This is a genomic window from Methanoculleus sp. UBA413 (assembly GCF_002502935.1).
In the GTDB taxonomy this organism is placed as follows: domain Archaea; phylum Halobacteriota; class Methanomicrobia; order Methanomicrobiales; family Methanoculleaceae; genus Methanoculleus; species Methanoculleus bourgensis.
This window is the reverse complement of the sequence record NZ_DAQR01000130.1, coordinates 1-15,695: the sequence shown is the minus strand read 5'-3', so window position 1 is coordinate 15,695 and position 15,695 is coordinate 1. Positions and strand designations below refer to the sequence as shown.

The window sequence follows — 15,695 nt, the reverse complement described above, 5'->3', positions numbered from 1 at the left end:
CTGAAGAACGAGAACCCGACAGCAGTACCCATGACACGGCCGTAGTCACAGCCGGGGAGGCCGGTCTCGTGCTCAAGCAGGTCGTTGAAGTACAGGAGCGTCGAGGAGACTGCCTGGGCGAACCGTCCGGCACCACAGTTGACCATGGTGGCCGCCATGGTTCCCGCAGCAGCGTAGGCGTTCCAGAGCATGGGGTCCTTCGTGTCATAGAACTGGAAGTATCCGCCCTTCTTGCCGGGGGTGATAACCTTGTCCTCGATAGCACGCTCGACCAGGCTCTGGACGACGGTACCGATGGTTCCGGTCGACCCGTTCTTCTTGACGAGGTCATAGACCAGATTGTTCGCGTTCAGGCCCTGGTAGGCGTAGGTGAGCAGCTGGGCACGCTCAAACGGTCCGATGGCATTACCCATCTCAAACATTCCTGCCTGCTCGAAGGTGGATGCGAGTGCAGCGCCTTCCATCGCGTTCTTGTTGGTCATCATCACAACGTGGTTGACCGGGATGTTCCGGAGCGCGTAGCCAAGACCCTCGTTGTTCTGGGGGATGTTCAGGATCGAAGTAACGAGCGCACCCTTCATATCCATTGTGTGTGGGTAGGCACCCCAGACCGCTCCCTTGACCATAGCCGCGTCGAACGGTCCGACATCGAACTGCTCGACGATCGCGTAGGTGGTTGCGGCTGCGACCGACGTGATCGCGGCATCGTAGGTAGATGCGGCCTCCAGGCGGGCGCTGGGCACCTCGACAAGGAACAGCTTGCCGCCGCTGAACTCGCGGATCTTGGTGTCGTCGCCTTCCTGGACCTGGACCATCTCCTTGATCTTACCGATGACAGCATCCTTGTTGCCGACGATGTCAAGATCCATCTCCCGCCCGAGGACATGGCCCTTTCCTACCTTTCCGGTCTTCAGGGCGTCCTGGATGCCTCCCAGGTTGACTGCAATCGTCCTCTTGGTGAGGTCGATGATCTTCCTGGTCGCCGGGTTGACCAGCGGGCTGATCTTATCGAGCGGCACACCACTCTTCAACAGTTTGCCTGCATCATCGTACAGGTCAATAGTATCCTTGAATTTCGCCATAATTTTTCCTCCATTACCCTCTATGTGCATACAATCTGGAACTGTGAACTGAACACTAAAAGATCACTGAATGTAACTGACGGTGACTGGTGCACGTCCTTGTGGGACAAAAAGATAGTAACCTTCTCTAGTAATATAAGCGTTGCTATTTACACCTATGAACGGATATATAAACTAAGGTGAATATTTAAGATCTACAGAATAAAGAGTGATTGTACAAGAGAGAAGGTTTATTACAGCCCCGAGTGGGTGTTATGAGTCATATTTATAAATAGTACATAGTAACACCCGGTCGTCGCCAATGACATCCGGTCTCAGGATAGCACTATTACACCGGATGCGCGGTGGGAAAAAAAAGATCAGGGTCTGACCAGCTGGTACAACTTCCCGTAGATCATCTGGCCTTTCCGCTTTCTGTGGCGTTCCCCAAGGTCACCCTCGTAGAGGGCAAACCGTCCTTTGGTACCATCCACCTCGAGATCAACATCCTCCCGGTATGCAAACCCGGGCATCATGACGTCGATGTTACCAAAGACATAGATCTCACCCTCCACCATCTGGCCGCCAAGACGACTCTTCGCATCACCCTTGATGATGATCTTCCCGCCTTCAGCGTGGGTGCCCACGTGAACGTCGACGTTGCCGCCGACGACGATCTCGCCGCCGTTCATGAAGGTGCCGAGATCGCTTCCGGCGTCACCCTTCACAACAATCTTCCCGCCGGCCATGCCCCGCCAGTCCCCACGGTATGCGGAGCCGAGATAATTACCAGCATTGCCGTTGATGACGATCTCGCCACCCTTCATGCCGGTCCCGGCAAAGGCGTCAACGTTCCCGTTCACGGTGATCCTGCCGCCCTGCATCCAGGCACCGACGTACATGTCGGCGTTGCCGTTGACGACGACCTCGCCTGCGGTCATCTTCATGCCGATGTACTTGACCCGGGAGAGGTCGCCGTTGACGACGACCTTCGTCTCTGCCGCGGTTGCTCCGGCCTGGCCGGAGACCTCAAAGAAGTCTCCAAGCCGGTGCACCTCCCTTCCAATATAGACAGGGAGGTCAACGATCTCTTCTCTCTTCTTCCCTGCGAACGCATCGGGGCTGATGCAGTCAGCCTCGAGGAACAGCCCGGGCTGGTTCGTTATGGTGAGCGTAACAGTTTCCATCCTTCTCTACACCTCACTGTGTGGCATCAACCTCAATCACGTACGGGTTCGGCACGTAGTGGTGGCCGCTAACCTCGTAGTTGTTCAGGGTGACGGTGTAGTATCGGAGGAACTTCTCCTTGACGTCACGCATCACCTGTGGGTTCTCATTTACCCTGGCATTCACCCAGAGCGTCCGCTTGTTGCCGTTGCTCACGATATCATGGTCGTTGATGATCTGGACACCGGTCTTGAAGAGGTGCTCTGCGTTTGAAAATGCCTTCTCGATATCGTCCGGCGCGTACGGTCCGTTCGGGTTGAAGTCAAAGACCGCAACATCCGCTGCGAGGCCAGGCGCGAGCCCGCCGCACATCTCGCCGAGGCCGAGCGCCTTTGCCGGCCCTGCCCTGGTCATCTGCGCGATCTCGTAGAGGTCGAGTTCGCGGTCGATGCCGGCGAGGTGGGTGGCAGCGACGACTTTGTCCTTATGCTTGAAGGCATCGATCTGCTGCTCCCGTGCCTCCTGGCTCATCAGCCACTTCATGATACGCGGGTAGCGGATGAACGGTCCGGCGTTCGGGTGATCGGTGGTCATGAAGACCCGCATCGGGTCCTTCGCGAGCAGCGCGAGCTCAAGACCGATACACCACTGGATGGCGCAGACCTTGATGTTCGGGCTGTAGATGTAAGGTACGACACCCGACCCGGTCTCAAGTTCCACGTCGGCGTTTGCCCACTTCAGGTGGTTCAGCGCCGTGAGGTGGTGCTCGAACGGCCCGTCGGCGGTCATAGTCGTGGTCTCATCGAGCGTCACCTGACCAAGGTCGATGGTGATGTTGTCGTGAGAGTTCACGTAGTCCATGATCTTGTCCGCCTTGGACTCCACGTTCGCCCAGCTGTCGCCCCCGTAGGAGTGGAACTGGACGTGAGTGTGGTGCATAACCTGGTCGCGGCCGAACCTGCTCTTCGGCCTGACCCCCTCCGAGAGCTTGAAGGTATCAAGCGTTGTCGTGTAGTTGCCGGGGTTCCCGAGGTTGTTTGCGTGAATGTGCATCGAGTGCGGGAGGCCCAGGTACTCGTTCGCCTCGATGAGGCCCTTCACGATCTGCGCCGGAGTGATGTCAAAGTAGGGAACCGGGTCGTGAATGTTCTCACAGTTCAGGCCCCATGCCCAGGCTTCGGTGCCGCCGGGGTTGACGACCTTGACCGCATAGCCCTTCGTGGCCCGCAGGAGCCAGGAGATGTAGGCAGCGGCGTTCTCGATCTCGTTGTTCTTCAGGTACTCCAGCACAAACCAGTTGTTGCCGAAGACCGGGAACGCACCCTGGTCGATGATCGGGGTATCCCGCATCTCTTCGTGGGTGTGCCGGGCATAGAGCGGCGGCATGGCCGCTTCCATCACCGTGGTGTAGCCCATGCGGGCGTAGTTGTAACCAGTCCTGATGGTGGTCGGCACCGAGAACCCGCCCTGCATCCGCTCGATGCCGCGGCCGGGCCGGGTGTTGAATAATTTGTCTTCCGGCCGGAAGTTGCGGCCGATGTTCACCTTCGGACCCGCGACGTGGGCGTGGACATCGACACCGCCTGCCATGACGGTCTTCCCTGCCGCATCGATGATCTTCGGGTTCTTGACCGCGTTAGTCTCGACGACCACACCGTCCTTGATGGCGATATCAGCCACATCTCCCTTGATCCCGAGCACCGGGTCAAAGACGAAACCGTTCTTGATAAGATATTCTGTCATCCCTTACACCCCCTTGATCTCCTTGACACGCGCAAGGACATGCCTGAGGAACTCCTCATCGGTCATCATACCCTCCGGGGGCTCAACGACCTTTCTTGTCTCGATCGGCACGTTGTCCATCCGGTATGCACACCCGCCCACCTCGACGCCCACGAAGGCAACCGGGACATGGACTTTGCAGACCTCAGTGGTCGGGGTTTCGTGCGGTTCGACTGCGACCGAGGGGAGGTCGTAGATCTTCTTCACCGAACTGAAGGGGAAGTGCGCACCGGGATCGCTTCCGAGAACGAAGATGGCATCCACTTCGCCCCTGCGGAGCAGATCGTTCGAGGTCGTCTCGCCGGGGTTATAGCGGGCAAATCCGCGGGAGAGATCCACCGCGAATGGGAACCCGAACTGCCAGCCCCATACCTGACCGGAGCCGGTGACGTTATAGTGCCCGCGCATCGGCATAATGGCGGCTTTCGTGTACTCGTTTAAGTCACGGGTGACCGCGATGGCTGCATCGATGTTGTGATTCTTCCCGAGCGACTGGGTCACACCCATGCCGAAGAAGATGATCGTGAAACGGCCGCTCTTGAGAGTCTCCGCGACCTCGTAGATCTTCTCCTTCGGGATTCCGGCGACAACGTCAGGGAGCTGCTCCCCCTTGAACGCCACACGGAGTGCGTCGAGGAGCTCGTAGTCGCGCCCCTGCTCAATCTGCAGGTGGACATCCGCGATACGGGCGGTATCGGTGACCCTTGGATCAACGACGACCATCTTGCGGCCCGTATGACCCTTGCCGGTGAAGAATCCCCTGGGGAAGATCGAGTAGCGCGACATGTGCCGTGGATGGGCGTGAGCCGGGTTGCAGCCCCAGAAGACAATGCGGTCGGCACGGTTCTTGACCTCGCCGAGTGTGCAGCTCGGGATACCGATATCCTGAACTGCAATAAGGGATGTCCCGTGACAGACAGTCGCAGTGTTATCCATGACCGCCCCGACATACTCGCCGATCTCGGACCCGACAGACTGGGCCTCACAGTTTGTGGAACTCCAGCCGTACATCAGGGGTTTCTTTGCCTCGGTGAGTATCCGGGCCGTGTACTCGATTGCCTCGTCGTAGGAGATCTCCTTCCAGGAACCGTCTTCCTGCCGCATACGGGGGCGGGTGATACGATCCTTTGCCTGGGAGTGGAGGAACTTCTCGGCGCCGATGGCGCACGCGTTGTAAACCTCAAGGAGTTCCTTTCCGTCATCACTGACGACGACCTCAAGGTCGTCGCAGAGCGTTCCGCAGAATGGACAGACCACGTCAGTTACAGTCTTTGTCATGCCAGTTCACCCCTGCATCCTTTGCGCACCAATTCGAGCGAGCCGAGAACGGGTTCGTTCTTGGCTATCTCCACCTCAACGGGTGTGCCCTTGAACGTGGGCATCCCGGTTGAGTAGGTGTTCGGGTTGACTACCATGTTTGCCCATGGTCCCATCGGTATATACGCTACACCGGGGTGAGGACCCTGGGTTGCCTCGACCGCCTTGACGACGACACTGCCGTACTTGCTCGTGACGCGTACGTTCGTGTTGCGGAAAGTTCCAAGCTTCTTAAAATCCGCAGGGTCCAGCTCAATGATCCCACAGGCGGCGGTGTAGGCGGGTTTTTCCTTCCCCGCCTCCATCGACACCCCCTGCTGGATCGAGCGACCCGTGATCAAATTTACTCTGATTGCCATTATTATTCATCCCCTGTCTATTATTGTATTATTATTTATCTGGCAAACTCTTTGAGCGGGCTTGGGCCAAGCTCGTTGATGGTCTTGACGACGTCTTCCATGACCATGCCCCATTTTGCACCTTCAGATGCAGAGACGAAGGTCATCCTGAGACGCTTGTCGTCAAGACCGATATTCTTGAGGACACTCTTCAAGAGGAACATCCTCTTGGCTGCCTTGTAGTTGCCCTCAAGGTAGTGGCAGTCGCCGAAGTGACACCCGGAGACCAGCACACCGTCCGCCCCATCCTGGAATGCCTTCAGGATGAAGAGCGGGTCGATCCGGCCCGTGCACATCACACGGACGGCACGGATATCTGGCGGGTACTGGATACGGGCGCCGCCGGCGAGATCTGCACCGGCATAGGAACACCAGTTGCAGATGATGGCAATGATCTTGGGTTTCCAGTTCTCGTCTGCCATTTACTGTTCACCTCCGAGCAGGAATGCGTCAATCTGTGCTATGATCTGCGGGGTTGCAAAGTGCTGCATCCAGATAGCACCGCCAGGACAGAACCCGCCGCAGGTGCCGCAACCCTTGCACTTGGCCTCAGTGACCTGCATGACCGTGCGACCCTCCTTCTCGACGAGCGAGAGAGCCTGGTAGGGGCACTGGTTGATGCACAGCCCACACCCGGCGCACTTGTCCTCGAGACAGACGGCGAAGTAGGGCTCGAGCTCCACCTCACCCCGGTGGATCGGGATGGACGCTGCAGATGCTGCACCCTCTGCCTGGGCGACCGTGTCAGGAATATCCTTCGGTCCCTGACAGACACCGGCGAGGTAGACACCAGCGGTGGTTGTACCGCAGGGGTTCAGCTTCGGGTGGGCCTCAAGGAGCCAGCCGTCCTGCGAGCAGGAGACACCGAAGAGCCTCCGGGTCTTCTCAGTCTCGGCGGAGGGTTCGATTGCGGCCGCGAGCACGACCATGTCGACTTCCATGTCGATAGGCCGCCCAAGCAGTGTATCCTCTGCGTAGACGTGGAGGTTCTTGGTCGCCGGGTCTTCCAGGATGTTTGCGACGCGACCACGGATGAACTTCGCACCTTCGTTCTGGATACGGTAGTAGAACTCCTCATACATCTTGCCAAAGGACCGAATGTCCATGTAGAAGATATAGGGCACCGCGCCGGGGATCTTCTCGATGATCTGGTGGGCGTGCTTGAGCGAGTACATGCAGCAGAACCGCGAGCAGTAGGGCTTGCCGACTCCGGTGTTGTCACGGGAGCCTGCACAGAGGACGAACGCGACCTTCTTCGGGGTTACGCCGTCGCTTGGACGGATAAGGTGACCGCCGGTCGGGCCCGATGCGCAGATCAGGCGCTCGAACTCAAGGCTCGTGATGACGTTGTCGTAGTTCTTGTAACCCCACTCGAACTTCTTCTCGATGGGGAAGATGTCGTATCCCGTAGCGAGGATGACTGTGCCGACCTTGACGGTCATGAGTTCGTCCTTCGCATCGAGGTCGATAGCCTTTCTCTCCTCACCGCACGCCTCGACACAGAGCCCGCACTTGACGCAGGCGTCGAAGTCGACGGTGTAGATCAGCGGGGAGACCTGCGGGTGGTAGATGTAGATAGCCTTCCGGGGGGCCATGCCAAGCTCGAAGGGGTTGGGCTTAATGACCGGACAGACACTCTCGCAGTCTCCGCACCCGGTACAGCCGCCGCCGATGATGCCACGGGCTGTGGCCTCATCAGGGGTGAGGACACCCCGTGCCTTCTTCCGGAGGGTCACGTCGAAGTTGCCGATGTATCCCTCTACTGCCTCGACCTCGGTGTAGGTGAGGAGCTCGATGTTCTCGTTCCGGTAGACGTCCACCATCTTTGGTGTCAGAATACACTGCGAACAGTCCAGCGTCGGGAACGTCTTGTCGAGCTGAGACATCCTGCCGCCGATGGTAGGTGTCTTCTCGACAAGGTAGGTCTTGATCCCTGCGTTCGCAAGGTCAAGCGCAGCCTGCATGCCGCCGACACCGCCGCCGACGACCATCGCCGCCTTCTCGACGGGGACGCTCTTCGGTATGAGGTCTTCGAGGAGGGCCGCCTTTGCTACGGCGATCCTGACTGCATCCTTTGCCTTTTCGGTGGCCTCTTCGGGCTGGTGCATGTGCACCCACGAGTTCTGCTCACGGATGTTTGCCATCTCGAACCTGAAGGGGTTTAAGCCACCCATCTTGGTTGCGTTACGGAACGTGGGCTCGTGCAGACGGGGCGAACAGGCCGCCACGACGATTCCGGTCAGTTTCTGCTCATCGATGGCCTCCGCGATCTTGTTCTGACCGGGAGTCGAGCACATGTACTGGTAGTCGTCGGCGACGATGACATTCGGGAGCGTTCTCGCGTACTCCATTACCGCCTTGACGTCAATTGAGCCCGCGATATTGGTACCACAGTGGCACACAAAAACGCCAATTCTTGGCTCTTCATATTTCTTGACTTCTGCCATATATCTTGCACCTCACAGGATCTTCTTCAGGAACGGCTCGACACTGACGGCATGGAGGTCGAGTGCAAGCTCGTCCGGGCTCATGCCCTGCGCCAGTCCCAGGAGTTCGTTGTAGTGCAGTACCGGAAGTCCCCAGGTGATGCCGAACTTCTCCTCAATCTCGATCTGTCCCCTGTCATACTGGAGCTGGCAGAACGGGCAGACCTCGGTCAGTGCATCAGCACCGACTTCCTGCAGATTGATCAGCTTCTCGTTCGTTATATCGAGCGCGAATGCCAGGTCGTATCCACGGACACCGCCACCGGCACCGCAGCACTGCATCTTGTTGCGGTACTGGACCGGCTCGGCTCCAAGTGCGGCAACGAGTTCTTCGATCCACATCGGGTTCTCGGTGTCCCCGAAATGCCGCTCTTTTGCGGGCTTCAGGAGGTGACAACCGTAGTGGACGGCGATCTTCGCGCCGGTCAGGGGGCGTGTGACGCTGTCGGCGAGTTTCCTGAGACCTACGATCTTCGGGTCGTAGTAGAGCTCGGCGAGGTGCCAGACGTCGATGGATCCCTTGAACTCCATATCGATCTCTGCAAGCACCTCGTTGACCCCGTCGCGGAGTTCGTCGTTGTGCTTCAGTTTTTCGTTGACCTCGTAGATCGACTTGTAGCACCCGTTGCAGATGAGAGTAATATCCACACCCATCTGCTCGGCAAGCACGATGTTGCGTGCCGCCATCGCGTACCAGACGTTTAAGTCGATCGCACCGAACGCACCCGGTGCAGGGCAACAGCTTGCACCCTTTAGGGGCAGAAGATCGATGCCGACGTTCGCGCTGGTCCTGATGGCCGCCGCCTCAATGCCGGGGTACCGGTTCGGGGCGATGCATCCAAGGAAGAATGCGTACTGATGTCTGTTGCTCATAGTTTCACTCACCCTCTGCCAGAATTCTGTCTGCGTTCTCTTTCATCGCGTAATGATCCATGATCTTCCTGATACCCGGCAGGTATTCGGGGTATTTGTGCGTCGTCTCAGGATCCGCTTCCAGGCCGAGTTTCTCACGTGCAGCCCGGTTTGTATCGTTGTTCGGGACGCCGTGACCTGTCTTGTAGATCGCCTGAACGGTCTTGAGGAAGTTGCGCGGCACGATGTCCCGCTTGAACGCCAGGTTCCGCATCGCCATGATCGCGTCTGTCGGCGCGAGATCGCGGGGGCACCGGTCGGTACAGCTGTAACAGGTGGTGCAGAGCCAGAGGTCCGGGTCGGTGAGGACTTCTTCATCGAGGCCAAGGATTGCCTTGCGCATGAACAACCGGATACGATACGAACTCCGGGGTGCCGAGGGGCATGAACCGGTGCAGGTACCGCACTGGTAGCACATGTGGGCGGCTGTCCGTCCCAGTCTCTCAACTTCCTTGATAAACTCCGGGTTGCTATCGGACGCGTAGTAGTTCCTGTCCTGAAGCTTCTCAGCGAGTTTCTGGTCCTTGTAATCTTTTTTTACTGCCATTGGCTATCCCTCACGCCTCTTGCGCCTCTCCCAGAACTTTGATCTCTACCTCTCCGGGAGCGGTCTCCTTCACCTTCGATGTCCTCGTGGTGAGCAGTTTCTCCTTGATACTCTTGAAGAGGTCCGTATCCTTATCCTGCATCCTGATACCCGTCCGCCGCAGGATGATCGCATCTTCACTCGGGCATGCGTTGACGCAGGCACCACAGAAGATGCAGAAGTCCTTGTTGATGGCGATGTTTGGCTCAATCTCTCCCTTCATCTCCTTTGCAGGGACAGGGGAGGGCAGGTAGAGCGCGTTGCAGGGGCAGACCTCCACGCAGGTCGAACAGCCGCCGGGACACTTCTCAGGGTTGATCTCGATATCTCCCTCGAAGATCTTCTCGACGGTGATTGCCTCGGTGGGACAGGATGTGACACACCAGGTGCAGGTGCAACAGTCGTCCTGCTGGATATCAACCTTGCCCGGGAGTTTCTTGCTGATGACCTCGCGCTCGAGGGTGATTGCCTCCTCAGGGCAGGCCTCAACACAGATCTTACATCCGTCGCAGGTGCTCTCCTCCCACAGGACATCCCCTTCGATCTTGCCGGTCTCGGGGTTTGCGGGGTTGCGGACGACGGTGATGCTCGGGCAGAGCTCGCCGCAGATGCCGCAGACGTTGCACTTCTCTGTGTCGACATTAAACGTAGTCTTGGTCTCCAGTGCAGACTGGCGCGGTTTGCCGGCCTCATCGCCGCCCTCAAATGCGGGGACATCACGGGCGATGGCGTCTCTCGGGCAGACTTCCTCACAGATAGTGCACCGGTCACACTTCTCCTCGTCGATTACCGTGACCATGTCGTATGTGGGGAATCCTTCCTTCTCAAGGATCGGGAGCCGTTCCTCTCCATCGATCTTGAGCGTCATCGCATTGAAGGGGCACATGATGACACAGACGCCACAATACGAACACTTCTCAGGGTTGACATCAACAGGTTCGGCATAGTCGATTGCCCCACGGCGTGTCGCACCAACAGGTCCGAGCACGATTGCTTCCTCGGGGCAGGCGTCGACACAGATGCCGCAGCCTGTGCAGGTCTCTGCGTTCAGGATCAGATTGTTGACCGCCTTCAGGAGCCTCTGCTCCATGATGACGTTCTGTCCTTCCCGCGTCTTGGAATACTTTGGAAACAGTGCCATATTTCAGTATCACTCCTAGGCTTCCACTTTTCGGGCCTTCGCCCGGCTCTCCCACGGTCCTACAAGCTTGATGACTTCATAGGGGCATGCCTCGACGCATACGCCGCAACCGGCGCAGAGCTCGGAGTTAAAGTCGAGGATAATGGCTTTGCCGTCCTTGACTTTGTAGATCTTCTCCTTGGTTACCGGATCTTCGGTATGGAGCTCGAGAGCGTCGACCGGGCATGCCACCACGCAGTTGTTGCAGCCTGTACATCGTTCCATATTGATGTGCAATGCGAATGCCATGGTTATCACGCACCAGATCTGATCGATTAAAAATCGATATAAACAGAGTTGTCAAAGAATATACATAAACTTTCTGAAATTCGGCAGCCTTATATTCCAGAACTATGATTATCCAACAATTTTTATAAATTAAAAAGATTGTTGTGTAAACCCGATGCCGCAAATACCCCTCCCAAACGCATTCCCGTCCATGAAGGCAAACCGAAACCCTTAAATTTTAAATCAGGCCTTTTGATGAAAAACGGTGGCCAATCCGACCAGGTGTTGATGAGATCGGACCGAATCTCTCCCGAAACCGTCGATACCTCCATTCCGATCTCGCTGAAGGGTCCGGTACCTGCTGCGCGGTATGAGCGGTACCCTTTCCTCCATCCATCGATTCTCCTCCCCCATGTCGGGGGTCCACACCCGACCGCCGGAACAAGCGCGGGTCGACTGCCCCGCATGGCAGTAACCGCATACAGCCCTCACGCAGGGCGATCGTTTTGGGGTGCGCGCTTAAGGCCCGGTCCCCGTCAGGAGTATGGGATGTGAGCGCATCTCACCCGAAATGTGCAGCCAGATCCCCCTGCTCCACCTTTCCCGGCCAGGGCCGGCAGGGAGATCGCGCGGTACCGACCCGGCGGTGAATCCTGCCCGCCTGCCCGGGCCGCATATCCGGGACCAGGCAATAACCCCGGGTCCCGGAGGGCTTCTCCCTCCCACCGCGCCGCCGGGAAAAAAAGAAACCTTATTCTGTCCGCGTCGTGACATTGTAGCAAACGAGGTGTATTCTGTCCATGGAACTGAATGGTGTTACTATCGACGATACCTATGCAGAGGCGTTCCCGACCTGGGTGGCACGGCCCATTATCACCGCCGTCACCGAGGAGTGGGCATACAAGGCAGCAGTGGAGGCCGTTGGGTTTGCCACTTCCACCATAGGATGTCCGGCGGAGGCAGGCATCGACTGCTTTGTCTCCCCCGACGAGACCCCTGACGGGCGTCCCGGGTATGCGATCATGATCTGTGCGAGCAAGAAGAAACTGAAAACACAGGTGATAGAGCGCCTCTCCGAGTGCGTCCTCACTGCGCCGACGACGGCGGTCTTTGACGGGCTCGCTGACGTCGTCGCCGAGGTCCAGGAGAAGCTCCCGGTCAAGCTCCACTTCTTCGGCGACGGGTATGAGGAGAAGCGCGAGGTCGGCGGCAGGACGGTATGGGCCATCCCGATCATGGAGGGCGAGTATATCGGCGAGGAGGAGTTCGGCGCTGTCAAGGGCGTTGCCGGCGGCAACTTCTTCATCATGGGCGAGAACCAGATGGCCGCCCTTATGGCCGCACAGGCGGCGGTCGATGCCATCAGCGGCGTCCCGGGTGTCATCACGCCTTTCCCCGGCGGCATTGTCGCGAGCGGCTCGAAGGTCGGGAGCAAGAAGTACAAGTTCATGGGCGCAAGCACGAACGAAGCCTACTGCCCGACGCTGAAAGACAAGGTCGAGGATAGCAAGGTGCCCGAGGGCGTCAAGGCGATCTACGAGATCGTCATCGACGGCGTCGATGAGGATGCGATCAGGACCGCGATGGCTGAGGGTATCAGGGCCGCAACCAAGGTGCCGGGCGTGAAGTTCATCAGCGCCGGGAACTTTGGAGGCAGCCTCGGGCCGTTCAAGTTTGAGCTCGCGGACGTCCTGGCGGACTACCTCTAAATCTCTTTTTCTTTTGCGAAATTTCAGTGCCCCTCATCCTTCCGCTTCTGTTGTGTTGTCCTGACCGCGGGCCTGTGGGGGAAATAGTGTTTTGGAGTGCAACCTAGCAGTCGCAGTCACGAAACCACCATAACGCTCAGCCTCAGTACTTCGCTAATTTTGACAGCCAACAATGATGCGGCCTCACGTGACGCCTCAACGTGAGTTCTCAGCGCCCGGAAACTGGATTTCGCGGCTTCGCGGCTTCGCGTGAGGCTCTACCCCCCGTGCTGAAATCTCACGCGAAGGCGCGAAGAGCGCGAAGGGAAATCGATGGTTTGCCCTCCTGAGGACGGGCTCAAACATTTTAGCAAAGTACTGAGCCTCATGCAGCACGGATGAACACGGCCTCCCCCCTTTTCCAGACCGGGCGATTGCCACAGAAAAACGTTCCACACATGCTCCTTCGCAGGCCAAGCCCGTAATCGCGAGGAACGTATGCCCCTCTTTACCCGCCCCATCACCCTGCAACGTCCCTTATACCGCCACGATCGATCCCATTAAATATCGATATCACCGATAATCTTGTTAACGATATTTTCGGTGACATCATGATTTCGCTTACACCTGATGAAGTCAGGGCCCGGTTCGGGCCGTTGTTCTCGATGAAGTACCTCGTCATGGTCGACCAGAAGTCCGGGCTCGCTGAGATCCGGGAGCATTGCCGGGCTCGAGGGACCATCGAGTGGGATGCGGCGAACCGGGTGCGGGCGGGTGGGGCAATCCAGTCCTGCCACGTCGAGGGCACGACGATGACGATGCTCGCCCGGCTGGGCGCATCCCCGGCCAAGTTCGGGGCGGCCGGCCGGGAGATCGGCGGGCAGGCGCTGGAAGGGGTCGAGGTCGACGGTGATGAAGTGGTGACGACCTGGTCCGGCATCGCCGGGGCGGGCGTCGGTGTCGCCGCCTGCCTGCCCCAGGCGCCGGGCGTGATCAGGGCGGAGTACCCCTCCGAAGAGGACCTCCGGATCGGCGGGGCCCGGGCCTGCAAAGTGCGGATCGTCTCACCCCTTTATGAGAAGGTGACGATCGGGATCGACGATACCGACACCCGCGAGGAGGGTGCCACGTGGGTGCTCGCGCTCAAGTGCGCCGAGGCCTGCACCCTCGAAGGGGTGGAGTACCTGGATATGCGTCTTGTGCAGCTCAACCCGGCTGTGCCGAAGAAGACGACCAACTGTGTCGGGTCCGCCCTGAACTTCGCGGTCCGCCCGGGAAGGGTGGATGCGCTCCTCGAGTACGTCCGCGACTTCGTCGAGTCGCAGGCGGTCAGCGATGATGCCGGTATCGCCGTCTACCGCGGGATCGCGTTTGCGGAGGAGTCCCCGTATGCGAAAAGGGTCAAGACCGAACTCCTGACGGTCGATGAGGCTGAGGCAGAGGCCGCACGGATGGGTGTCCGGTTCATCGACTCAAACGCCAGGAAGGGCAGGATAGGAGCGCTGGGCGCTGTTCTCTGGGGGAACAAAGGCGTTGAAGCGGCGGGTCTCTATGGAGAGACTTTCTGATCCCTACACAATACAGTATCCACAGATCGTGGCAGTGGCCGACGAGAGCGGTGAGCGTGTAGAACTCATCGAGTTCTTTGACTGCACCGGCGGCGCGATGTGGGTGAAGCGCCACTATGCACAGAGCCCGCTTGTCCACTCAGTCAGGACCGTGGGCGCGACCAACCGCTACATTCTTTTGACCGGCAGCGCCGACCTCGCGCTCGAGGGGTCTGTCTTCCCGGCCGGGATCGCCGCGGTCGCCGTCGATGGAGAGGAGATTGCCGTCACCTACCGCGGCCTCGGCGGCGGTGGCGTGGGGGCATCCATCTGCCGCGCCTCAGCGCCGGGCGTCGCTCGCTATAGATGCGATCCCGCCGGCGGGGGGCGGCTCGCTGGCTCGACCATCTGGCTCCCCCGCCGCGAGCGGGTGATTATCGGGGTCGACGACACCGATACCCCGGATGAGGGCGCCACCTGGACGCTGGCCCACAATATCGCCCGGGCCGTCGAGGACGACCGTTCCCGCTACCTCTCCCACACCATCGTTCAACTCTATCCTGTCCCCTACCGGACAAAGAACTGTGTCGCCATCGCCTGTGAGTTCGCCACCTCTGATGCGGACGGACTGGTCCGGCGCTACCGCGACTACCTGGAGGACTACACCCTCTCGGAGGAGACCGGGATGGCGGTCTGGCGGGGATTCGATCCCTCTCCCCTTGAGGGGTTTGGCGCCCGCGTCAAGATGGGCGAGGTCTCGCCCGACGACCTTGCCGCCCTCGACGACCGCCTCTCTATCGTCATGGACGGCCGGGGCGTGATCGGGGCTGTGGCGGCGATCCCGTTCTATACGAGGTATGAGGAGGCGCTGGCGTTATGGAATGGATTCGGCTGAAGGCGCGGTTGCTTGAGGCAGGTTCTGTCCGCTTCTCCGGCGAACCGATAGATCGGTACGTCTCCCGCTCCGCCGCCGGCCCCTCGGCGGGAACGTCCGGCTCGCTCTTCTTCTCCACCGGCGCTCAAAGGGTCCGGGTATGCATTGATGAGGCAAGCCCCATCGAGGTCGTCCACCGCGGTAGGGGAGAGGCTGACCTCTTCATCGACGATGAGCGGGTCTGCGGCCGGCTCGAGCCCGCCGCGCTCCACTGCCCCCGCCAGGCCTACATTACGGTCAGCGCTTCCTGCATCTTCCACTGCCGCTACTGTCCGGTTCCCGGTCTCCCGGGAAGGCGGAAGGAGGTCGCCGAGATCGCCCGGATGGTCGAGAGCGTGGCCGACCGGGTCGACGCCATCGCGATCACGAGCGGTGTCGCGTCCTCGATCGAGGAGGAAGAGGCATACGT

General features: G+C 59.1%; 14 protein-coding genes and 1 pseudogene. 4 read left to right on the top strand and 11 right to left on the bottom strand.

The window, feature by feature from the left end:
* From BP858_RS11210 to BP858_RS11160, 11 genes are all read right to left on the bottom strand, one after another.
* Window positions 1-1,082, bottom strand: a 1,082-nt coding sequence (locus BP858_RS11210) for a methyl-coenzyme M reductase subunit beta (protein WP_286879512.1), incomplete at its 3' end; no start/stop codon positions are given.
* A 359-nt stretch (window positions 1,083-1,441) separates the two neighbouring features.
* Window positions 1,442-2,248, bottom strand: a complete 807-nt coding sequence (locus tag BP858_RS11205; RefSeq protein WP_074175725.1) for a formylmethanofuran dehydrogenase subunit C — start codon at window positions 2,246-2,248, stop codon at window positions 1,442-1,444.
* 13 nt (window positions 2,249-2,261) lie between these two features.
* Window positions 2,262-3,971 (bottom strand): formylmethanofuran dehydrogenase subunit A, encoded by a 1,710-nt coding sequence (locus BP858_RS11200; RefSeq protein ID WP_074175726.1) that lies wholly within the window; start codon window positions 3,969-3,971, stop codon window positions 2,262-2,264.
* Between the two features lie 3 nt (window positions 3,972-3,974).
* Entirely contained in the window at window positions 3,975-5,288 is a 1,314-nt protein-coding gene (locus BP858_RS11195; protein ID WP_062264435.1) for a formylmethanofuran dehydrogenase subunit B, read from the bottom strand.
* Window positions 5,285-5,686, bottom strand: a complete 402-nt coding sequence (locus BP858_RS11190; protein ID WP_062264432.1) for a molybdopterin dinucleotide binding domain-containing protein — start codon at window positions 5,684-5,686, stop codon at window positions 5,285-5,287. Before BP858_RS11190 ends, BP858_RS11195 begins: the two co-directional genes overlap by 4 nt.
* Before the next feature lie 35 nt (window positions 5,687-5,721).
* Window positions 5,722-6,147, bottom strand: coding sequence for a hydrogenase iron-sulfur subunit (locus tag BP858_RS11185; RefSeq protein ID WP_062264429.1), 426 nt, complete (start codon window positions 6,145-6,147; stop codon window positions 5,722-5,724).
* Window positions 6,148-8,172: a CoB--CoM heterodisulfide reductase iron-sulfur subunit A family protein gene (locus tag BP858_RS11180; RefSeq protein WP_014867625.1), complete on the bottom strand. Its 2,025-nt coding sequence runs from the start codon at window positions 8,170-8,172 to the stop codon at window positions 6,148-6,150.
* Window positions 8,173-8,184: 12 nt separating this feature from the next.
* The gene (gene hdrB / locus BP858_RS11175; protein ID WP_281767580.1) at window positions 8,185-9,084 is read right to left on the bottom strand and encodes a CoB--CoM heterodisulfide reductase subunit B; all 900 of its coding nucleotides are present in this window, start codon (window positions 9,082-9,084) and stop codon (window positions 8,185-8,187) included.
* Between the two features lie 4 nt (window positions 9,085-9,088).
* Complete coding sequence (gene hdrC, locus BP858_RS11170) at window positions 9,089-9,670, bottom strand: CoB--CoM heterodisulfide reductase subunit C (RefSeq protein WP_062264426.1); 582 nt, start codon at window positions 9,668-9,670, stop codon at window positions 9,089-9,091.
* Window positions 9,671-9,680: 10 nt separating this feature from the next.
* Window positions 9,681-10,850, bottom strand: a complete 1,170-nt coding sequence (locus tag BP858_RS11165; protein WP_014867622.1) for a 4Fe-4S binding protein — start codon at window positions 10,848-10,850, stop codon at window positions 9,681-9,683.
* A gap of 15 nt (window positions 10,851-10,865) precedes the next feature.
* Entirely contained in the window at window positions 10,866-11,138 is a 273-nt protein-coding gene (locus BP858_RS11160) for a 4Fe-4S binding protein (protein WP_014867621.1), read from the bottom strand.
* Between the two features lie 779 nt (window positions 11,139-11,917).
* Between BP858_RS11160 and fhcD the strand changes: the two genes are divergently transcribed.
* From fhcD to BP858_RS11140, 4 genes and pseudogenes are all read left to right on the top strand, one after another.
* Window positions 11,918-12,826 (top strand): formylmethanofuran--tetrahydromethanopterin N-formyltransferase, encoded by a 909-nt coding sequence (fhcD, locus tag BP858_RS11155; protein ID WP_062264423.1) that lies wholly within the window; start codon window positions 11,918-11,920, stop codon window positions 12,824-12,826.
* A gap of 590 nt (window positions 12,827-13,416) precedes the next feature.
* Window positions 13,417-14,373, top strand: coding sequence for a DUF1743 domain-containing protein (locus tag BP858_RS11150; protein WP_074175727.1), 957 nt, complete (start codon window positions 13,417-13,419; stop codon window positions 14,371-14,373).
* Window positions 14,357-15,247: a methanogenesis marker protein 11 gene (gene mmp11 / locus BP858_RS11145; RefSeq protein ID WP_062264417.1), complete on the top strand. Its 891-nt coding sequence runs from the start codon at window positions 14,357-14,359 to the stop codon at window positions 15,245-15,247. Before BP858_RS11150 ends, mmp11 begins: the two co-directional genes overlap by 17 nt.
* Window positions 15,229-15,695: pseudogene (locus BP858_RS11140) on the top strand (radical SAM protein); the annotation flags it as partial. The gene mmp11 and the pseudogene BP858_RS11140, both read left to right, overlap by 19 nt.